The following is a 22006-nucleotide window of genomic DNA, read 5'->3' as shown; positions in this document are numbered from 1 at the left end:
CTTACATAAGCTCAAGTAAGGGCAGTGAGCCATCGACTAAAGCGGCAGTAATATAAATAATAAACAGCGAATATAGGAACACATTGCTGATCATCTGACACCTCGGTTGCCTACATGGGTAAAACTTTCGTCATGACAGAGCAATTACACTATAGCATGTAGTTTGCATAAGAAACGTACAGTTTGTGAATAACTAATGAATGTTTTGTGGCAGATTGGCGAAGGTTCGTGCTTTTTATTGTGGAATAACGTGGAGGATTCTAATTAATTATGTTTTTTATCAGAGCGTTAGCTTGCATAGAAAACAATTTAACCAGCATGTGATCAGAGGGACTGTAATTGTGCTACACTATGCGACCGATAATCAAGGATAAAACATGAAAAAAGTCTCAATCATTGCTCAGTGCCTTATAAACGCTAAGAGTTTCAGTGAGATGTCCGAAGCTGAATCCTCGATAAAAAAAGTTTTCAACGATAGCTACGCAGAACATTCTTTTGACGAATGGAATACCGATGTTTCTACATTGAGTGCGAACCGTATTATCAGCCTGGTTGCAGGTGCTTCCAAGGTTCGGGTCAGAGGGTTGATCCAAGAATTATGGAATCATTGATCCCAGCTAAACGGTTACTTATAGTCTGCCTACCACTTCACTACGTCAAGCATGCCAGCCATGCTGCGTGGTGAATGTGACTCCTCGTACCTTTCCTTTTTCTGCTTGTTTCTTTCCGTTCTCTGACGCAACCGGCGTTCGCCGGTAATAGAAATCTGGCCTGGCACAGATAATCTGAGTAAACGCTGACCATCCCACGGTTTATTACCGCCGGTTAACGTAATCTAAGCAAGTTGTGCAACTGAGAGGCAAGTATATGTCATTTCTTGATAGCTTTAGGAAATTGGTCAGCAGTGCCAGAGTGAAAATTAAGTGCCCAGATTGTGGTGCGTCCTCTGAGCAGAGTGCGGAGAAAGTGCATAAAAATACGGCGTTGGTTTGCCCTAAGTGTGGTTGCCTTTTTTACCAAAAGATAAACGCTAACGGTGGTCATTTCAGCCAAAAATCATTGATGCCCAACGTAACAGCATCAATGCACCGCAGATGCAAAGTAACACCACGAACATTTTCCAATGTTTTGTATGTAAGCGCTTGTTCACCATAAGGTCCTTATTACGATCTTCATATTGCAGCCTTTATAGCATTCTTGGCTTTGATATTATTGCCCGATTGGTTTTAATGCCAATGCCTCTGGATAGAGTAGCGGAAATTTATTCAGATGCGAGCGTTAGTCAGTTCGTGTCGGTTAAGATAAAGTGTAGTATGCGCTGCATCAATAATATTACGAATAGGAATAACGAACTTATGGCAATAATCCCACAAAAATATGAAAACGCCGAGCGTTGGGCATTTGGTGATACTGAACGGGTTGCTGATGATTTACTGGCACGGGTATTGGATGGCACGAAAACGGCGACCTGTGCCGCGCTGGATGAAGATGGTGTGCCGCAAGTGGGTGATGTTTTTGTCGTGGTCAATGGTCGCAATGAACCCGCCTGCGCAGTGGAACTTACTGAGGTAGAGCTAAAGACCTTTGATCAGGTCGATGAAGCTCATGCTTTGGCCGAAGGTGAGGGCGATCTAACCTTGACTTATTGGCGTAAAACACATCAGTGTTTTTTTGAGGAGTACGAGTTGTTTTCCCCTGATATGATGCTGATTTGTATGCAGTTCAAAGTATTAGAAACGTTCTGACTGTTGGGCGAATATCGAGAGTTATTACCCGTTTCCCCGCATTGCATTATCAAATTCTAATAGAAGAAACCGTCACTCATAATTTGTAACTATGGGTTGACGGATCTTCTTGTTGCTGCAATCAGGTAACCCTCATTACCCAGGCATCCTTGTGTTGATCATAATGCTTTTTATACAATAGCTTGTCCTGACCATCTAAGATGGCTGGAATACTGATATGTTCATCCCATCCGTCCAACTGCATACACAAGTCAGGATCTGATTTGCAGGGAATACTGAGGGTATTCTCGCCTTTAGCGGGTACAGAAGATAATTCCGCATCATCAACTTCGAAACTTCTGATTTTTACTACTGTTTTTCCCATAAAGACTCCTTACTGACAAAAGTGGTAGGAGGTATGACCAGAAAGGTCGCCTTATTGAGAATAGCTGAGCTAAAAAAAAGTGCCAGAGGATGGCGTTAAAAAGCGTGTGGTGATACGTTGTTGTAGCACTTATTAACAGGGCAGTTCTACCACATTAAATTGATTCCGCCCGTTCTTTTTGGAGTAATAAAGTGCCTGATCGGCTGCCTGCACCAAATCAGCCTGATCAGTAACAGTGCAATGACTGCGGGATTGGTAGACCGTCACGCCGAGGCTGATGGTCACTTTGCGGAATTTACTGTCGCCGTGCTTGATACCCATTGCGCGGATAGATTGCAAAATGTGCTCCGCGACCAGGTTGGCACCGTTCTGGTCTGTATCTGGCAAGATAGCAGCAAACTCTTCACCACCATAACGGGCTACAATGTCAGTACTCCGTTTTAATGATTTACGTAATGCTCGTGCGACCAATCTTAAACAAGCGTCGCCAGAGATATGTCCATAGCAATCATTGAAGTTCTTAAAATAGTCAATATCAATCATTAAAATGGCCAAGGGTGAGTTTGAACGTTTTGCGCGCATAAACTCGTGGGCCAGTACCTTTTTGAACTCGCGGCGGTTAGGTAATTTGGTGAGTGAGTCGGTTCTGGCCTGAATTTCCAGACGCCGATTGGCTTTAACCAGTTTAAGCTCAAGTAATTTTCGCTCGTGTATATCCTCAGCAGTGCCATACCAACACAAGACATTGCCGTCTTCATCTACACTGGGAACCGCACGAATGCGCATCCAGTTCCAGCCTTTTTCCACATGACAAAAGCGAATTTCAACATCCAAAGGGTGGTGTGTTTGCAGTGAATGCTCCCAACTGACCAGCGTCGGGTGGCGGTCATCCATATGGATTGTTCTAAGCCATTTATCTGCCAGTGCTTCTTCGCGCGTCAGACCGGTGATTTTTTCAAAACGCGAACTGACATCGGTAATCATGCCGTCGGGGGAGGCGGTCCAGGGGATCTGTGGGTTCAGTTCGACCATATTGCGGTAATGTTGTTTGCTGCTGCGCAGTTTTGCTTCCAGCTCTTTTAACGGGGAGATATCAATCATGGCGACGGACAGCCCACTGACCTGGCCGTTGGGATATCGGGCCGCATTGATCCGCATGAAAAATACCCGTTTCTTATCCGGTATCTGAAACTCAGCATCCGCAATGGTGTCATTGCAGTAGGCTTTTAACAGGGCACTTTGCAAGATAGGCACAATACTGGGTAAAAAGTCAGCCACTTTTCGGCCATTGACCGCTAGCGTATTTTTCCCTAATAATTCAGCAAGATAATCGTTAACAGTAACATAGCGCAGGCTGATATCGATAAAGCACAGACCCGCAGGGGCGTTAGAGTAAATCGATTCCAGTTCAAACAGACGTTTGCCTGCGTTATAGGGCAAATTACTTAGGTTGCGGTCAATCCCTCGATAACCTTTGAAAGTACCGCTTTCATCAAACAAGGGGATGCCGCTGGTTTCGACCAGCACTTCACTGCCATCGGCCCGAATATTGCGGTTTTGTAGACCAGCGAAAGGGATGCGTGCTGTGGTAATATCGGCGAAGATTTGCTTTAACCGCTTTGCTTCATCGTCTGGCATGAAATCAAACGGGGTTTTGCCGACCACTTCATGAGGATGGCGACCAAGCAGCTCAATAGATCTTGCGGATGAGAATGTGTAGCGACCCGCAGCATTGACTTCCCAGATCCAGTCTGAGTTGTTTTCGATGATATCCCGCAAGCTATTCATCTCATCTAATAAACTAATATCAGATGAGCTTTCTCGATTATCGCAATCAGTCATGATGTCCACTCCTGTTTAATCACGGCTTTCCTTAGGTAGAAATATGTCGGCTATTATTTAAGCCCGCAGATTGTATAACAGGGATAGATTTAGTACAGCTCAATCGGATTTTTCTTATCTATAAGTTATTTTTTAATGTTACAAGATCAATGTAATGATAAAAACAAACAGTGAAACCAGCCGCTAACTTATTGATAAATTGATATGTGGTAACGGTAATTCACTAACTTTAACCTCAAAACTAATATTCTAGCTCTACACGGACATTGTCTTTTCCCGTTGTAACTGATTAGGGTTAACAATGGCATGATATGGCACAAACTGCTGACTCCCTGTTCCCAAATTTGTCACTTAAGTGAAAAGGTTATCGTGTCTAAATTAGTCAGCCCGGCTGGGGTGGAGCTGTCATTGATATAGCACCCGGTAATAATAGTTAATGCTAAATCTAACGTTCCCGTCATCGGGCTGGCACTTTCTGCCGGAAGCACTGTCTGTAGTACGACTATCGCACCTAAAATAAGGCAGGGTTTCTTCATTGTCGCATCCTTAGTTATATAATTTATTGCTTTGACAGCGCGAGGTTATCTGACCGGTGCGGTGAGTTAAGTGAAATTAATATCCATGATGTGGGTTTATTGATGTAAAGCTGTCTGTCTGAGAAATATAATGAATGTGTGGCTAAATAATAGAGTGGTAAGCATTTAGATAATTGGTGGGGAAGGATCTATCAACCTATCAGGAGGGCAGCCAGCGGCTACCCTCCAATATTGATTTAAGCGAGTATGATTTAAAAACGAGGAATAGCCGTACCCCAGTTGCGCCAATCCTTAGGTTCTTCCGGATTGAGCAGGAAGTGTTGATTGACACTGGCTTTCGGCGCTAATGGTGTGGTTGGTGGGGTGGCAAAAGCAATTCCGCCACGGATAAATTGCTGGAAGGTGCCACTTTTCACCACACCGCCAGTCAGACCAAACTCCAGGTTATAGCCCGATGCCAGCCAGAAGACGCTATTTTGCCGCACCAATTGCTGAAACTTCTGGCTGATACGGATTGATACCTGCACGCGATCAGACATGGCACCCAGGTTAAATCCGGTCACTGTCCCCACTTCTAGCCCACGGAACAACACTGGCGTACCGACCTGTAACGATCCTGCTTCTGCGGTATCCAGAATGATGTTGAGGCCATCGAGATAGCGGGAGTCAGTAATGGTGGCGGTTTGTAGCTCAAATGAGCGCACTGTGTCACCTTTACCCGGTTCAACATTGATATAGGGTTGGAACAGCGTATCCAGATTATTGACTCCGGCTGCGGAAATTTCAGGTGACACGATGGAGAAGCGAGTCCCTGCCCGTGCAAAGCTCTGCACATACTCAGGGTACAGCACCGCTTTGGCCAATACCTCATTGCGCTCTGGTGCCAGTTTCAATGATTCAACCTGACCGATATTGATACCCAGATAGCGAATTGGCATTCCTGCGGCCAATTTGCTGGCATCGAAGGTGCGTAATATTATCAGGCTGCCGACAGCGCGGGCGGCCGTTTCATTACTATAAAGAGTGCGTTTGGCACCTTTATCTAATGTAACGCCTTCCAGATTGTCGAAACTGATGGCACCTTTTAACGCACGGTTCAGCGGCGCGGCCTGAACCGTTAACCCACTGCCGTTCAGTTGCACTTTCGCCCCACCTTCTGCCCAGAAGATACTTTTATCTGTCAGTAGCTTACGGTATTCAGGCTGAATATACACATGCACCTCAAACTCATTGGCTTTTGGCTGAATATGGGTAATTTCACCGACCTGAAACTTGCGGTATAACACCACTGAACCGGCCTGTACATCAGGCAAGTTGGTGGCCGTCAAGGTGAGGGTAGTCGCGGGCGCACTGCCTAAAATACCTTCAGTCGCTTTGTCCACGTTACTGTAAAGCGGATACTTATCCAGTGCCTCCCCTTTACTGCCCGGGAGGATCAAAATACCGCCGTCAATCCACTCCTGAGCACTGGCCCCTTGCACGTTAATACCGTCAATACCGAGTTTCACATCCAGGCGGCTGTTGACGACAAACTTACTGTCTTTATGCACCAGATCACGATAATTCGCCTCAATTGCCACGCTAAAATTGACACCAGTTGCTGTCAGCTCACGGGTTAATACCTGACCGATTTTAACCCCATGCAGTGAGATTGGCTGGCCGACATCAATGCCATAACTTTGTGGTGCGGTTAGTTGCAACGTTAGCACATTAGGCTGCTGCAACAGGCTTTTACTGCTGGGCAGTATGGTGAAGTGCTGCTGTGGCTCGCCTTCACCTGGAATCAGTTCCAGAGTATTGCCTGTCAATAACTCACTCAGTTTGGCATCATTAAGGCTGATACGTGGGCTGTTCATCTCAATGCGGGTGCCTGTGCGCATAAGATCAACCACTGAGGGATCGAGGGTCAGCTCACCGGTTACTTTGCTGTCGGGTTGCAGTGTCATTTTGGTCAGGGTGCCAACTTGCAAACCTTGATAAATCAATGGTGTTCGCCCTGCGTTCAGACTATTGCCGCTGGGTAAATCCAGCGTGATGGCGACACCGCGCTGGCTGTGTGCCAAATCAGGGTAGAGCTGGAACGGATGGTCTGGTTTTGCATTCTGGCTGCCTGGCGGCGAATCAAAGGCAATCGCGCCATTAACCAACGCCGCCAGGCTCTCCATCTGCACTGTCGCGCCGTTCAGACTAAAATCGCCTTTAAAGCCAGACACATTCCAAAAGCGAGTGTCATTTTTGACTAATTTGGCAAAGCGACGGTCAATCAGCACATCAATAACTACGCCATTATTATCTGGGGCAATGTTGTAATCATAAACTTTGCCCACTGGGATTTTGCGGTAGTAAACCAGTGAGCCGTTATTGAGTGACCCCAGATCCGGGGCATGTAAATGAACCATTAGCTCGCCGGTATTAAGGCGAAATTTGGGTTGGGTATCTAATGCGGTAAAATGGCTCTGCGATTTGCCTTCTCCTGGCATCATGCCGATATAGTTACCGCCTACCAGCGCATCTAACCCCGAAACCCCAGCCAGCGACGCTTTGGGGGTTACCAGCCAGAATTGAGTACCCTCGCGCAGCGAATCTTCCATATCATTCTTGATACTGGCGGTCACTTTAATATTGCGCAGGTCATCATCCAGATTGATGGATTGCACTATACCGACTTCCACCCCTTGATAGCGAACCGGAGTCCGGCCAGCGACAATGCCGGCAGCAGATTGGAAGTCAATGGTGACTTCTGTCCCACGCTCTTGCCAGTTGTTATAAATTAACCAACCGGCAATCAGCAGGGCAATAAAAGGCAGCAACCAGAAAGGTGAAATCCGGCGTTTGTGTTTAACCTGTGCCTCAGTCGGCGTACTCGGCGTTTCCTGTTGCATGTGCATCCCAAATCAATCGGCTATCCAGCCATTCAACAGCAAGGATAGTCAAAATGACCGCAGACCCAAAATAGAAGGCTGCCGGCCCCATAGTAAAGGAAAGGAGCTGATCGCGATTAATCAGCGACATCATGAGCGCAATCACGAACAGATCCAACATTGACCAGCGGCCAATCCAGGTAATCAGTCGTAGCAAGCGCATACGGGTTTTCAAGCTGTGCTGTGTCTTTAAATGAATACTCAACAGTAATGTTATTAAGACAATGATTTTGGTAAAGGGTACCAGTACACTGGCAATAAATACCACTGCGGCAATCGGCAGGTTGCCCGAGGTCGCCAGCGAAACCACACCGGAAAAATAGTGTCTTCCATGCGTGTGCCGTTAGCATAAACGATGGATATTGGCAGTAGATTCGCGGGCAGTAATAACACGATAGAGGCAATCAATGCCGCCCAGGTTTTTTGGATGCTGCGGCGGCGACGGTGGCGCAAGGGGGTATGGCAGCGTGGGCAGCGCCCGCGTCCATCGGCGTGGCCGGTATAGTGGCATGACAGACAAACTCGCAATGTCTCCCGTGGGCCGGGGAGCTGTTCCTGCGGATAAAAACGCGCCCATAGCTGCTCGAGGTTAAGGTGAACTAAGGTCAGGATACTGAGCAATGTCAGTGCCAGATACGCAATCAAGCCGCCACCGGGCATAATGTCGGCGTAGTCCTTAACCTTGATACAGGCCACCGCCATACCAATTAAGTAGATATCCAGCATGACCCATTCTTTCAGCCGTTCCAGCATCAGTAGAATCGGGCGCAGGTTCATCCCAATCCGGCTGCCAATCCGCAAATAGAGAATAGAAACCGTCAGCGTGATGGGCGCGCCGAGCACACAGAAAGCCACTATGCTGGCGGTAATGGGGCCACCCTGACGGCTCATTTGCCAAATGCCTTCCAGCAGGCTGGCATCAATGCGCGTACCCAGCAGACGAATAGTGATCAGGGGTTCGGTAAATGCAAATGGCATCAGCAGCAGCATAGCGACAGCCATTGCGGTCAGGCGGGTGAGTGACCAGTCGCGGCCACTGGTGATTTTCGCACTGCATCGCGGGCAATGCGCCGTTTGCCTGCTATTGAGCGCCGGTAATGTAAACAGCGCGTCGCATTCACAGCATCGCTGAACTCTGGCGGTGGAGAGTGGGCGTTGGATGGCATGTATCTTCATAATTATTTATATCCTGACACCGACGCCGTTTCATTAATAATAACGCGGATGGTAGCAGAGCAATCGGTCAAAACAAGGGGCAAAACGGGCCAAACAGCCAATGTCGATAACTCTTTTGTTCCTTTATAGCTGAATAACCTTGTGGCAAAGGGGTTTTAATGATTACTTTATATGAGCTAAGTTATTCATTGGCTCTGGTTATTCTTGGGTTTCTAACGGTCATTACATGATAAAAGCAGAATTCTACGCGGAATTAAAACGTGATTTGAGTGCCCTGATTACAGGTGAGACTAATTTTATTGCCACATTGGCCAATGCCAGCGCCTTATTGTTTGAGCGCCTCGAGGGGCTGAACTGGGCAGGTTTCTATTTGATGGATGGACATCAATTAGTATTGGGGCCTTTTCAGGGGAAAATCGCCTGCGTGCGTATTCCCATCGGGAAAGGGGTGTGTGGGTCGGCGGCGGCAGAAAATCGCGTCAAGCGAGTGGGTGATGTACATGCATTCCCCGGTCATATCGCATGTGACGCAGCCAGTAATGCTGAAATTGTGCTGCCAATCGTGGTAAAGGGTGAAATTATCGGCGTTTTGGATATCGACAGCATTGTTTATGATCGCTTTGATGAAGACGACGAATTGGGCTTAACCTCAGTCGTGGCGGGGCTTTGCGAGCATCTTGAGCATTGTGACAGTACAAAATATGTCACACAGACTGCAAGTTGATAGACAGATAACGTGGCAATTGCTGATAGCGTCATTATAATGACGCCTGTTCATGCCTGCGCTGGTTGGCAAACCCGTTGTAATCAGGAAATTTCATGGAAAATCAACCTAAGTTGAACAGTAGTAAAGAAGTCATAGCCTTTTTGGCCGAGCGGTTTCCGCTTTGTTTCACCGCCGAAGGCGAAGCACGTCCACTTAAGATCGGTATTTTTCAAGATCTGGTCGAGCGTGTTCAGGGGGAAGAGAATTTAAGCAAAACGCAATTGCGTTCTGCGCTGCGTCTCTACACCTCTAGCTGGCGTTATTTATATGGGGTCAAAGTCGGTGCTGAACGTGTTGATTTGGATGGCAACCCTTGTGGTGTGCTGGAAGAGCAACATGTAGAACATGCCCGCAAACAGCTAGAAGAGGCGAAAGCCCGTGTTCAGGCACAACGTGCTGAACAACAAGCTAAAAAACGCGAAGCTGCCATTGCTGCGGGTGAAACCCCAGAGCCACGTCGTCCACGTCCGGCAGGTAAAAAACCTGCGCCGCGTCGTGAAGCGGATGCTTCTGTGGAAAACCGTAAGCCTCGTCAGTCACCTCGCCCGCAACAGGCTCGGCCACCTCGCCCACAGGCCGAGGAAAACCAGCTACGCCCTGTGCCGGTCACAGATATCTCTAAACTGCAAATTGGTCAAGAAATCAAAGTCAGAGCAGGTAAGAGCGCAATGAACGCAACCGTATTAGAAATCGCTAAAGATGGCGTACGGGTGCAGCTATCTTCCGGTCTGGCGATGATTGTGCGCGCAGAACACTTGCAGTTCTGATACGGAGGCCAACCTAGGCATGAACAAATTTGTCAGACTAACAGCAATCGCAGGCTTGTTACTGGCGGGGGCGAGTTACGCAGCCGATACGACATACCGTATTGATCAACTTCCTCAACTGCGTCAGGAACCTGAGCATGCAACCGTGAGTGAGCGCGTAACATCGCGCTTCACTCGCTCTCACTATCGTCAATTTGCATTAGACGATCAGTTTTCAGCCAAAATATTTGATCGCTATCTCAACATGCTGGATTACAGCCATAACGTGTTGTTGGCATCAGATGTGGCACAGTTCGCGGATAAAAAACATTCGCTGGACGATGAATTAAAATCCGGCCAATTAGATACGCCGTATGCGTTATTCAATTTGGCGCAGAAACGCCGTTTTGAGCGCTACCAGTATGCTTTATCGGTATTAGACCGGCCAATGGTCTTTAGCGGTAATGACACCATTGATATCGATCGCGGTAAGGCACCGTGGCCAACCAGCCAAGCCGAGTTGAACCAGCTTTGGGACGCAAAAGTCAAATACGATCAGCTCAATTTGAAACTGACCGGTAAAACGGACAAAGAGATCAAAGAGACGCTGACGAAACGCTATCAGGCCGCCATCAAGCGTTTAACGCAAAGTAACAGTGAAGATGTTTTCCAACTGTTCATGAATGCGTTCGCCCATGAAATAGATCCGCATACCAATTACTTGTCACCGCGAAATACTGAACAGTTTAATACCGAAATGAGCTTGTCTCTGGAAGGTATTGGTGCGGTTCTGCAAATGGATGATGATTACACATTAATCAACTCTATGGTTCCTGGTGGGCCAGCGGCGAAAAGCAAGACTATCGCGGTCGGTGATCGGGTGATTGGTGTTGGGCAGACCGGCAAACCGATGGTAGATGTCATTGGTTGGCGTCTGGATGATGTTGTGGCACTGATTAAAGGGCCGAAGGGCAGTAAAGTGCGATTGGAAATCTTGCCAGCGGGCAAAGGAACCAAACCTCGCACGGTCACTTTGACCCGAGAACGCATCCGTCTGGAAGACCGCGCGGTAAAAATGTCGGTGAAAACCATCGGTAAAGAACGTGTTGGTGTGCTGGATATACCGGGTTTCTATGTTGGCCTGACCGAAGATGTTAAGGCGCAACTGCAAAAACTGGAAAAGCAGAATGTCAGCAGCATTATCATTGACCTGCGCAGTAATGGCGGCGGAGCATTGACTGAAGCGGTTTCACTTTCCGGCTTATTTATTCCCAGTGGCCCGGTGGTTCAGGTGCGGGATAACAATGGCAAAGTGCGCGAAGACAGCGATACTGACGGCGTGGTGTATTACAAAGGCCCGCTGGTGGTGTTGGTTGACCGCTACAGTGCCTCTGCTTCTGAGATTTTTGCTGCGGCAATGCAAGATTATGGTCGTGCATTGATTGTTGGTGAGCCAACCTTCGGTAAAGGTACGGTGCAACAGTATCGTTCACTCAACCGTATTTACGATCAAATGCTGCGCCCTGAATGGCCAGCGCTGGGATCACTGCAATACACTATCCAGAAATTCTATCGGGTAGATGGTGGCAGTACCCAACGTAAAGGTGTGGTGCCAGATATTGTGATGCCAACCGGCGTCGATCCGGCTGAAACCGGTGAAAGTTTTGAAGATAATGCCCTGCCTTGGGACAGCATCAATGCGGCCAGCTATACCAAGTCTGGCTCACTGAAACCGTTTGAACCGGCATTGCTAAAAGCACATGCCGCGCGCATTGCGGCTAATGCTGAGTTCCAGCATATTCAGCAAGACATTGAACGTTATAAGGCAATGAAAGATAAGAAAAACATCGTCTCTCTCAACTACGCACAGCGTGAGAAAGAGAATCATGATGATGATGCCACGCGGCTAAATCGCTTAAATGAGCGCTTTAAACGTGAAGGTAAAAAGCCACTGAAGTCATTGGACGATTTGCCAAAAGACTATCAGGAGCCAGACCCTTATCTGGATGAAACAGTGCATATTGCACTGGATTTAGCGAATCAGGAAAAGGCGCAGCCACAGGTTGAACCGCAAGCGGTAAGCCCGGCTGCGACGGCAACCACCGCCAAGTAATTCTGCCAATGATATGAAGAGTCCGGGCTATAAATAGCTCGGATTTTTTTTTGCCCGCTTTTCATCGCCGAATTTATCGATTGGTGAAAAAATAGCAATATATGTAATGGAAAGTATCCAAATTTGTAAAGTTATGTTGATTTACCCGCTTAGCACTTAACAAGCCTTGAAAATTTATCAGATGCCCATACGATCAGCGTATCTCAGCAGTAATTTAGCGAAGTCATGATGTCGATTTAGTGTCATTTTGACTCACTGCAAATTTGACTTAACACAAATTTGATTTAACAAAATAAGGAAATAAATTTTTATGATGCGTATCGCTCTGTTCCTTGTCACCAACCTGGCGGTTATGTTGGTGTTCGGGTTGGTACTAAGCCTGACAGGTATTCAGTCCAGTAGTGTGCAGGGGCTGATGATTATGGCGGGTCTGTTTGGTTTCGGCGGCGCATTTGTTTCGTTGCTGATGTCCAAATGGATGGCTCTGCGTTCGGTTGGCGGTGAAGTGATTGAACAGCCACGCAATGAAACCGAACGCTGGTTACTGGAAACGGTACGCCGCCAGTCTCAGCAGGCGGGTATTGCCATGCCGCAGGTAGCGGTTTATCAAGCGCCGGATATCAATGCTTTCGCAACCGGTGCTCGCCGTGATGCCTCATTGGTGGCGGTCAGTACCGGTTTATTGCAAAATATGAGCCGTGATGAGGCTGAAGCCGTTATCGCCCATGAAATTAGCCATATAGCGAATGGTGATATGGTGACCATGACGTTGATTCAGGGCGTTGTGAATACCTTTGTGATCTTCATTTCACGCTTGATTGCACAAGTGGCCGCAGGCTTCTTGTCCGGTGATCGTGACGGTGAAGAGAGCAGTTCTGGTAACCCAATGGTCTATTTCGCAGTTTCTATGGTGTTGGAATTGGTGTTTGGTATTCTGGCCAGCATTATTACCATGTGGTTCTCACGTCACCGTGAATTCCATGCCGATGCCGGTTCTGCAAGGTTGGTGGGGCGCGAGAAGATGATAGCCGCGCTGCAACGGCTGAAAACCAGCTATGAGCCACAGGAAGCAGGCAGCATGATGGCTTTCTGTATTAATGGTAAATCCAAGACATTCAGCGAGCTGTTTATGTCACATCCGCCATTGGATAAACGTATCGAAGCGCTGCGTTCGGGTGAGTATCTGAAATAACGGCAGTGACGGTACGAAACAAAACCCCCGCTACGGCGGGGTTTTGCGTTTTAACTGCGTTTTTGTGTCACGCGCTGCACGCTGACCAATGCGGCGATACTGGCAAAGCAGCCAGCCAGCACCAGAGAAGCATGAGTGCCACTGGTTGAGAATAGATTAAACATCAATGCCACCAATGCGGCACCCGAGGTTTGCCCCAATAAACGGGCGGTACCCAACATGCCACTGGCACCACCACTGCGGTGTTGGGGGGCTGCGGAGATAATGGTGTGGTTATTGGGCGCCTGAAATAACCCAAAGCCTGCGCCACACAGGATCATTCGCCAGATAATATCCGCATCACTTGGGTTGGCAGGCAAAAGCGCGAGCAGGAACAACCCGCTGGCAAAGACCGCCAAACCAATTCCTCCCAATAATCCTGCATGATAGCGTTCGACTAATCGCCCGGCTATCGGTGCGACGACCATGGTTGCCAGTGGCCACGGCGTCAATAGCAAGCCGGTTGCCACCTCATCACGGCCTAACACGGTTTGTAAGAAGAAGGGCAGTGACACCATCGCCAGCATTTGTGCGGCGAAAGAGCAAATTGAGGTGCCAATCGACAGCGCAAAAATGGGGATTCGCAGCAAATCAACCGGCAGCAGTGGGAAGGGTTGGCTGAGTTGACGGCGTACAAAGAAGAAACCGATCAGTAGCAACGCGACAATTTCAGCGGCAATCAGCGTCGGGCTTTGCCCCTGAGCAAAACCACTAATCGCGGTGATCAGCAGGCCAAAGGTCAGGGCATTCATAATACAACTGGTAAAATCGAAGTGATTACCGTTGCTTTTGCTACTGTTGGCGGGCAAGTATTTCATGCCAAGCCCCCATGCCAGTAGCCCAATCGGTACGTTAATGGCAAACAGCCACTGCCAGGAGGCAACCGCTAATACGGCGGAGGCGATAGTCGGGCCAGCCGCCGCAGAGACGGCAACAATCACCGAGTTGATAGCGATGCCGCGGCCCAGTTGTGCGCGGGGATAAATAATACGAATCAGCGCAGTATTCACGCTCATCAATGCAGCGGCACCAAACCCTTGTAGCACACGGGCGAATGTCAGTGTCCATAATGAATCCGATAGCGCGCAAAACAGCGACGTGATACTGAATACCAGCAAGCCGGCCTGATATACCCGCCGGTAGCCAATAATGTCGCCCAAAGAGGCCATCGACAGCAATGAGATAGTAATGGCTAACTGATAGGCATTGACCACCCAGATAGATGTCGCCGGGCTGGCATTGAGGTCACGGGCTATGGTTGGCAGTGCCACGTTGGCAATTGTGCCGTCCAATACCGCAATGGTAATCCCCAGAGCGATAACCAGTATTGCGGCATAACGTTGAGGAACGGGTAAGCCATCGGGTACAGGGGAGGTCATAGGCATTTACCTATAAAATAGTCATGTAGGAAAGTATTTATATGCTAACGAGTATTGTGGGTGATTGCATCATTTGTTGGTCATACTCGCGCTAAACCGCAAGCTAACGTTAAGTGCGAAAGCAGATTAACAGCCTGATAACGACAGTAATTTAAGATAATCAGTAAAAGTAGAACCATGATCACGGAAAAATAAAACGCGGTTTCTATAATGTGAGATGGTATTAGCCAAACAGGTTAGCCTACGGGCAAATTTTAATTTTCTGACGATTTAAGGACTTTCCGGATGGCCAAAGGTAAACAAATCCCCCTGACATTTCACACCTACCAGGATGCCTCTACCGGTGTACAGGTTACACGACTAACCCCTCCTGAGGTGACATGCCACCGTAATTATTTCTATCAAAAGTGTTTCACCCGCGACGGCAGCAAGTTGCTGTTTGGTGGCGCTTTTGATGGCCCGTGGAACTATTACTTGCTGGATCTTACCACCCAGGTTGCCACTCAACTGACCGAAGGGCATGGTGACAATACCTTTGGTGGTTTTTTGTCACCGCAAGATGATGCATTGTTTTATGTCAAAGATGGCCGAAACCTGATGCGTGTTGACCTTGCCACATTGGAAGAGAGTGTGGTGTATCAGGTGCCGGATGCGTGGGTCGGTTACGGGACTTGGGTGGCTAATTCCGATTGCACCAAATTGGTCGGTATTGAAATTAAACGAGAAGATTGGGAGCCGTTGACCGACTGGAAGAAATTCCACGCGTTTTATTTCACAAACCCCTGCTGCCGCTTGATGCGTGTTGATTTGAAAACCGGCGAGTCAGCGGTCATTCTGCAAGAGAATCAATGGCTCGGTCATCCTATTTATCGCCCATATGATGACAGCACCGTGGCATTTTGCCATGAAGGGCCACACGATCTGGTCGATGCACGTATGTGGTTGATCAATGAAGATGGCAGCAACATGCGTAAAGTGAAGACTCATGCGGAAGGTGAAAGTTGTACCCATGAATTCTGGGTGCCAGATGGCTCCGCGCTGGTCTATGTCTCCTATCTGAAAGGCAGCCCAGAGCGTTTTATCTACAGCGCTGATCCGGTGACGCTGGAAAACCGTCAGTTAACCTCAATGCCCGCCTGTTCTCATCTGATGAGTAACTATGACGGTTCACTGATGGTAGGCGACGGCTCTGATGCGCCGGTCGATGTACAAGACGATAGCGGTTATAAGATCGAAAATGATCCTTTCCTGTATGTGTTTAATATGAAGAATGGCACTCAGCACCGCGTTGCCCGTCATGACACCTCATGGCAAGTATTTGAAGGTGATCGGCAGGTCACCCATCCACATCCTTCCTTTACACCTGATGATAAACAAGTTCTCTTTACGTCAGATGTTCACGGCAAACCGGCACTCTATTTGGCCACATTGCCTGAATCTGTCTGGCAATAGCTGAATCTTGCATTAGCCTCGCGCTTGGAGAGAGGCTAATTTGCCGTCTGAAACGCTTTTAGCCAATTATTTACATTGTTTATTGCGCAGTATTGCAACTTCCATTTACAATGAAACCACTGTTCTATTTTTTTTAAAACATACTGTTTTATGAAATACAGAAAACTGAGTAGGGTAAGCAAAAATGGCGATTGCAGATAAAGATAAAGATAAAGATAAACAGCCCGATGCGGTTTCATCGGTTCTAAAGATTTTTGGCATTTTACAAGCATTGGGCGAAGAACGGGACATCGGTATTACCGAGCTTTCTCACCGTGTAATGATGGCTAAAAGTACCGTTTACCGCTTTCTCCAAACGATGAAAACCCTGGGCTATGTGGCACAGGACCCCCAATCAGAGAAGTATTCACTCACGTTGAAATTGTTTGAATTGGGTGCTAAGTCTTTACAAAATGTAGACTTGATTCGCAGTGCTGATATTCAAATGCGAGAGCTATCGAATGAAACCCGTGAAACTATTCACTTGGGCGCATTAGATGAAGATAGCATCGTTTATATCCATAAAATTGATTCTATGTATAACCTACGGATGCATTCACGTATTGGTCGCCGTAACCCGCTGCACAGCACCGCTATCGGTAAAGTGTTATTGGCATGGCATGACCGGGCTGAAGTTGAAGCGATTTTGTCACATATTGAATTTACCAATAGCACGCCGCATACGCTGAGAAGTGCCGCCGACCTGTTGCCGGTGTTAGATCAGGTTCGTGAGCAAGGTTTCGGCGAAGATATCGAAGAACAGGAAGAAGGCTTGCGTTGTATTGCCGTGCCTGTTTTCGACCGTTTCGGGGTGGTCATTGCAGGATTAAGTATTTCATACCCAACGTTGCGCTTTTCTGAAGACAACAAGAGCGATGTGGTGAAATCGTTGCATCGCGCCGCTCGTCGTATCTCAGAACAAATGGGTTATCGCGATTATCCCTTCTGATAAATGATTTATGAGATAGGGCCAATAATATATCGTTATTGGACATTGTCATTAACGGCTCCTCATCAGGAGCCGTTTCTTATTAGAGATTATTTAAACGTATCGTTGATAGTTCATTTAGTTCAGGTGAGTCACTATAACTGTGCTTAACCATATAGGGAGAAAGATGATGCGGACGCTATTAAGCATAAAAACGTTATTAGGCTCAGGGCTATTACTGCTGTTGGCTGGCTGTAGCAGTTCAAACAACAATGGCTCGAATAAATTGATTGATCGTGGCGAGTATAAGATTGATACCCACTATCCTTCCGTTGCCAAAAACGAGCGGGTGCGCTTTCTAGTTCTTCATTACACAGCAACCGATGACGCAGAATCGCTAAGATTACTGACGCAGGGCGATGTTAGTGCGCATTATCTGGTAACAACACATCCTGCCAACGTGGGGGGAAGCCCGTTGTATTGCAATTGGTTCCTGAAGAACAGCGTGCCTGGCATGCAGGGGTGAGTAACTGGCAAGGGCGGAGTAGCCTCAATGATACCTCGATAGGCATTGAAATCGTCAATAAGGGCTTCACTGAGGGGATGTTGAGGCGAGAGTGGTATCCTTACAACGAATCTCAGATTGAATTGATTGAGCGGCTCAGCAAAGACATTATACAGCGTTATAATATTGAGCCGACTGCTGTGGTTGCCCACAGTGATATTGCGCCAATGAGAAAATCAGACCCAGGCCCACTATTTCCCTGGAAACGCTTGGCTGAACAAGGTGTGGGTGCCTGGCCAGATGACGCCACTGTAGCTCAGTATATTGGTGGACGGAACAAGCAGGATATGGCTTCTGTTGAGGTTATTCAGCAAGCACTTGCCCGCTATGGCTACCAAATTCCACAAAGTGGCGAATTAGACGATGAAACCCGTCAGGTTATCAAAGCATTCCAAATGCACTTCAGGGCAGCCGATTTCAGTGGTGTGCCGGATGTGGAAACAGAAGCTATTGCCTTGGCATTGGTTGAAAAGTACCGTCCCCTTAATCCGTGAAGACGCGGTATGTTAGCTGTATTTCGATTTCGGTGACCATTCTTTAAAAACAAAAAGCCCGTCACAAATGACGGGCTTTTTTACATTATCACGCTAACGAGTGGTAATTACTGATGGACTAAATCGCCATCATCATCGCTGTTAAGAATATCTTTATCTGTTTGCTTCATTAATTGGCTGGTAATAGTACCGGCGGTCATTGAACCGCTGACATTCAATGCGGTACGGCCCATATCAATCAGTGGTTCAACCGAGATAAGCAAGGCAACCAGAGTGACCGGTAAGCCCAACGCGGGCAATACAATCAATGCTGCGAAGGTCGCGCCACCGCCAACACCTGCAACACCAGCCGAACTAACGGTAACAATACCGACCAGCGTGGCAATCCAGACTGGGTCAAGTGGGTTGATACCCACCGTTGGGGCAACCATAACGGCTAACATTGCCGGATACAAGCCAGCACAACCATTCTGGCCGATGGTGGCACCAAAGGAGGCGGAGAAGCTGGCGATTGACTCAGGCACCCCTAATCGGCGGGTTTGCGCTTCTACGTTCAATGGGATACTGGCAGCACTGGAGCGGCTGGTAAATGCGAACGTCAATACGGGCCACACCTTGCGGAAAAATTTCAGTGGGTTGATACCAGTGAAAGAGAGCAGTACGGCATGAACGACAAACATAATCGCCAGACCGAGGTATGACGCTACGACAAAACTGCCCAGTTTAATGATGTCCTGAATGTTAGAACCTGCAACCACTTTGGTCATCAATGCCAATACGCCATACGGGGTCAGTTTCATCACCAGACGTACCAACTTCATCACCCAAGCTTGTAGTGTGTCAATGGCGACTAGCACGCGCTGACCTTTCTCCACGTCATCTTTCAGTAATTGCAATGATGCAATACCGAGGAAGGTAGCAAAAATCACCACGCTGATGATTGACGTAGGGCTGGCACCGGTCAGATCGGCAAATGGGTTTTTGGGAATAAAGGATAAAATTAGCTGTGGAACTGTCAGGTCAGTTACTTTAGCCAGATAATTGCTCTCAATCGCACTCAACCGTGCTGTCTCTTGTGTGCCTTGTACTAAGCCGTCAGCCGTCAGGCCAAACAGATTTGTGACTAGCACACCGACTAATGCCGCAATCATGGTGGTGAAGAGCAAAGTACCGATGCTTAATAGGCTGATTTTTCCCAAAGAAGAGGCGTTATGCAGTTTAGCAACCGCACTCAAAATGGAGGCGAAGACCAGTGGCATCACAATCATTTGCAACAGTTGCACATAACCGTTACCCACAATATTAAACCAGGTGATGGATTCTTTTAGCACTGGATTGTCAGCACCGTAGATTCCTTGCAGCGCCAAACCAAACAGCACACCTAATACCAAACCAGCTAATACCTTTTTGGCTAAACTCCATTGCTTATGACGAGTTTGTGCCAATAGCAGTAGCAGTGCCACAAATACCAGCACGTTAATGACAAGCGGTAGGTTCATCCCCAAATCTCCAAATTAATATGTCGAGTACCGGCTGCGTATTCTATTTCTATTATATGTACAGGCAGCCAGATACGGTGGTGCATTTAAGCTGCGTATGGTAGCAGTTCATTAGCAGGCTCTCTTATATCCAAAAAGAATTCTATATAATTATTTTCAATTATTTGTATGAAATACACTCAGGCTGATGTTTATTTGCTCGTTAAAATGTGATCAAAATCTAAAATTTTTCAATTGTTCCACATAAGAGAGGAGCGGGATGGTGGTATCGGTCTGCCAGTAGACGGAAAAACAAACTAATAAAACACATAATACGCGTTCTAATTGATTGCCTTTTTGTGGACGTAATAGCGGAATACAGAAACGCCAGCGACATGGCCACAGTAGAGGGACGCCAGCCGGGGTGATCATATCAGCCAGAAGATGACTGAAATATCCAATAATCATGGCATGGAATACATCTGCGGGAATAATCCAGTCGCGTGAAATATCCATGTGAAAAAGCGCAATTCCGCCGATCACCGCCAATAGGCTATGGGTAAACCCGCGATGTCCAAATGCGCGGGCAATCGGCGTTGAAATCCACTTTAGCCGCTGACCAAGGATTGACTTTGGGTGGTCAATATCTGGCAGCAGGGAGGTCAACAGGGCGCCTGGGATAATGTGCCACCAATCGCCATGTGCCAATTCCGGTGTTAGCCCGACTTTTTTGGCAAAAATAACGCAGGCGACAGAAAAAATAAGGTGTCCTTCCCCTGTCATACTTATATTCCGAATTTGTAGCTGTTGATTTATCCAGTATATGAGATTTCTCTTGGTATGAATAGCCGTTACGCTGTAACTAAATGTCTCATTTTTCTCTGCTTGAGAGTGATGAGATTAAGATAACTATTTAGTATGAAAATATACGGGGTTATACCAAGCGTGCTGCACGGATAAGTGTAAGGTAAGTTAAGTGAATCGGTGTTGGTGGGGGTTGTTAGACTATCCAAAAAAGGGGGAAGAGTGACTGAGCGTCAGCGCTTCCCCAAAATAGATTATAGGCATAACTTAACAAATAATGATGAGGGTACTTTTACTATTAACTGCATTATTGAATTAACGACATAACTGCTGTGTTGGTGATTACCAGCTATACTGCATACCGACACGGTAACGAGTTTGGCGTTCGTCCGTGGTCTTGCTGCCCGCGACGTTGCCGATAGCGACATAAGGTTTCCAGTTTTTATCCCATTTGTAGGCAATCTTCAGATCATGAGTCCATTCGTCTTTTTCATTATTTGACAGAATTTCGTCTTCAGATTTCTTGTAGTTCAATTCATATTCCGCGGAATAGTTTTTCAAGAAGCTGTAGGCGAAGAGCATCGTGAATTCATGGCCTTTCTCTGTATTCTTAGTCTGAGCGGGTTGGTTGCGTTTGTAATATGGGCGGTAACGCAGTGATGTTGAGAAATCATCAGTGAAGGCGACTTTGCCCCGCAGATAGGGACGGTAGTTGTTAGTGTCAGAAGAAGACTCTAATGAGAAGCCCGGTTCAATTTGGAATGTTTTATTAAATGGGTAGACGTAGCTGGCAACCACTTCGGTACCATTACTGACTTGTTCATTGAAAGGTTTATTCGGCGTGGTATCCGAGCTGTGTTGGCCCCATTTCCCTTCCAGAGATAAACCAAAACCATTAGCAAAGCGGTTAGAAAACAGTAAACGATCTTTATGATCCGATTTACTGGTGTCTTTCATTTCATGTCGATAGTCAATAGTTGTTGCAACAGAGCTAAAACTAATAACAGAGGCCATTGCCAGAGTAAGTAATTTAAATTTCATTCTTTATACAATCCCAGGGTTATGTTTATTTATACCCGTAATACTTCAAGCTGCATGTGTGTTGGCTACGCTCAATTGTTTTCTCGCTTGCCATCTTCCTGAAAATCGAATTATTTAGGGTATATACAATTATTTTTAACAAGTTTATAAAAAATCAACATACGCATTAGAAGCAATCACCCACATAAAAGAAACAGCGTTTCATTTAATGTGGCTTTATATTCTATTTATATAAATAATTATTTTTGTGATCCATGTCTTTGTTGGTGATATATTTTATAAGCTAGTGGTTATTTGTGATGCTGATCAATTGATTGTTTTAAATGGCTTTTTTTTAAACGGAATAACCCCGCAAAATTAATGGCAGGGTTTAATTATTACTTAAG

At 47.0% G+C, this 22006-nt stretch carries 17 protein-coding genes and 3 pseudogenes; 10 read left to right on the top strand and 10 right to left on the bottom strand.

Going from position 1 to position 22006, the window contains the following annotated elements; genetic code table 11:
* Positions 1-377 precede the first annotated feature (377 nt).
* Positions 378-611 carry a hypothetical protein gene (locus YALDO0001_RS04725; RefSeq protein ID WP_025378460.1) on the top strand — a complete coding sequence of 78 codons (234 nt, stop codon included), beginning with the start codon at positions 378-380 and terminating at the stop codon, positions 609-611.
* Positions 612-867: 256 nt separating this feature from the next.
* Positions 868-966 (top strand): annotated as a pseudogene (locus YALDO0001_RS21570) (YnfU family zinc-binding protein); the annotation flags it as partial.
* A gap of 79 nt (positions 967-1045) precedes the next feature.
* Here the strand turns inward: YALDO0001_RS21570 and yniD are convergent.
* Entirely contained in the window at positions 1046-1153 is a 108-nt protein-coding gene (yniD, locus tag YALDO0001_RS21765) for a small membrane protein YniD (protein WP_086016802.1), read from the bottom strand.
* Positions 1154-1355: 202 nt separating this feature from the next.
* Here yniD and YALDO0001_RS04720 point away from each other — a divergent pair, with 202 nt between their 5' ends.
* Entirely contained in the window at positions 1356-1745 is a 390-nt protein-coding gene (locus YALDO0001_RS04720) for an ASCH domain-containing protein (RefSeq protein ID WP_004700402.1), read from the top strand.
* A gap of 121 nt (positions 1746-1866) precedes the next feature.
* Here YALDO0001_RS04720 and YALDO0001_RS04715 read toward each other — a convergent pair whose 3' ends face one another.
* The 5 genes and pseudogenes from YALDO0001_RS04715 to yebS form a co-directional block, all read right to left on the bottom strand.
* Positions 1867-2109 carry a YebV family protein gene (locus YALDO0001_RS04715; protein ID WP_004700399.1) on the bottom strand — a complete coding sequence of 81 codons (243 nt, stop codon included), beginning with the start codon at positions 2107-2109 and terminating at the stop codon, positions 1867-1869.
* A 132-nt stretch (positions 2110-2241) separates the two neighbouring features.
* Complete coding sequence (locus tag YALDO0001_RS04710) at positions 2242-3951, bottom strand: diguanylate cyclase (protein ID WP_042839414.1); 1710 nt, start codon at positions 3949-3951, stop codon at positions 2242-2244.
* 347 nt (positions 3952-4298) lie between these two features.
* Positions 4299-4487, bottom strand: a complete 189-nt coding sequence (locus tag YALDO0001_RS04705; protein ID WP_042839413.1) for a hypothetical protein — start codon at positions 4485-4487, stop codon at positions 4299-4301.
* 251 nt (positions 4488-4738) lie between these two features.
* Complete coding sequence (locus YALDO0001_RS04700; RefSeq protein WP_042839412.1) at positions 4739-7369, bottom strand: PqiB family protein; 2631 nt, start codon at positions 7367-7369, stop codon at positions 4739-4741.
* Positions 7338-8584 (bottom strand): annotated as a pseudogene (gene yebS / locus YALDO0001_RS04695) (membrane integrity lipid transport subunit YebS). The gene YALDO0001_RS04700 and the pseudogene yebS overlap by 32 nt, the downstream one beginning before the upstream one ends.
* Positions 8585-8810: 226 nt before the next feature.
* On the opposite strand from yebS, the gene YALDO0001_RS04690 reads away from it, so the two are divergent.
* The 4 genes from YALDO0001_RS04690 to htpX all read left to right on the top strand — a co-directional run bounded on the left by YALDO0001_RS04690 (position 8811) and on the right by htpX (position 13401).
* Entirely contained in the window at positions 8811-9308 is a 498-nt protein-coding gene (locus YALDO0001_RS04690; RefSeq protein ID WP_004700389.1) for a GAF domain-containing protein, read from the top strand.
* 95 nt (positions 9309-9403) lie between these two features.
* Positions 9404-10117 carry an RNA chaperone ProQ gene (gene proQ, locus YALDO0001_RS04685; protein WP_004700387.1) on the top strand — a complete coding sequence of 238 codons (714 nt, stop codon included), beginning with the start codon at positions 9404-9406 and terminating at the stop codon, positions 10115-10117.
* A gap of 19 nt (positions 10118-10136) precedes the next feature.
* Positions 10137-12209 (top strand): carboxy terminal-processing peptidase, encoded by a 2073-nt coding sequence (gene prc, locus YALDO0001_RS04680; protein ID WP_004700386.1) that lies wholly within the window; start codon positions 10137-10139, stop codon positions 12207-12209.
* 310 nt (positions 12210-12519) lie between these two features.
* Positions 12520-13401 (top strand): protease HtpX, encoded by an 882-nt coding sequence (gene htpX, locus YALDO0001_RS04675; RefSeq protein WP_004700384.1) that lies wholly within the window; start codon positions 12520-12522, stop codon positions 13399-13401.
* Between the two features lie 50 nt (positions 13402-13451).
* Here the strand turns inward: htpX and YALDO0001_RS04670 are convergent, their stop codons facing one another.
* A complete protein-coding gene (locus YALDO0001_RS04670; protein ID WP_004700382.1) occupies positions 13452-14819 on the bottom strand; it encodes an MFS transporter in 1368 nt (455 codons plus the stop codon).
* 285 nt (positions 14820-15104) lie between these two features.
* Here YALDO0001_RS04670 and ogl point away from each other — a divergent pair, with 285 nt between their 5' ends.
* From ogl to YALDO0001_RS04655, 3 genes and pseudogenes are all read left to right on the top strand, one after another.
* Positions 15105-16271: an oligogalacturonate lyase gene (ogl, locus tag YALDO0001_RS04665; protein ID WP_004700381.1), complete on the top strand. Its 1167-nt coding sequence runs from the start codon at positions 15105-15107 to the stop codon at positions 16269-16271.
* Between the two features lie 184 nt (positions 16272-16455).
* The gene (kdgR, locus tag YALDO0001_RS04660) at positions 16456-17259 is read left to right on the top strand and encodes a DNA-binding transcriptional regulator KdgR (protein WP_004700379.1); all 804 of its coding nucleotides are present in this window, start codon (positions 16456-16458) and stop codon (positions 17257-17259) included.
* A gap of 169 nt (positions 17260-17428) precedes the next feature.
* Positions 17429-18297 (top strand): annotated as a pseudogene (locus YALDO0001_RS04655) (N-acetylmuramoyl-L-alanine amidase).
* A 107-nt stretch (positions 18298-18404) separates the two neighbouring features.
* Here the strand turns inward: YALDO0001_RS04655 and YALDO0001_RS04650 are convergent.
* From YALDO0001_RS04650 to YALDO0001_RS04640, 3 genes are all read right to left on the bottom strand, one after another.
* Positions 18405-19796, bottom strand: coding sequence for an L-cystine transporter (locus tag YALDO0001_RS04650; RefSeq protein WP_004700376.1), 1392 nt, complete (start codon positions 19794-19796; stop codon positions 18405-18407).
* 213 nt (positions 19797-20009) lie between these two features.
* Positions 20010-20558, bottom strand: coding sequence for a metal-dependent hydrolase (locus YALDO0001_RS04645; protein ID WP_004700374.1), 549 nt, complete (start codon positions 20556-20558; stop codon positions 20010-20012).
* A 363-nt stretch (positions 20559-20921) separates the two neighbouring features.
* Complete coding sequence (locus YALDO0001_RS04640; RefSeq protein WP_004700371.1) at positions 20922-21620, bottom strand: oligogalacturonate-specific porin KdgM family protein; 699 nt, start codon at positions 21618-21620, stop codon at positions 20922-20924.
* Positions 21621-22006: the final 386 nt, after the last annotated feature.

Source organism: Yersinia aldovae ATCC 35236 (assembly GCF_000173735.1).
GTDB lineage: Bacteria > Pseudomonadota > Gammaproteobacteria > Enterobacterales > Enterobacteriaceae > Yersinia > Yersinia aldovae.
Note: the sequence above shows the minus strand (reverse complement) of the source record. Positions and strands in the feature narration are given on the sequence as shown.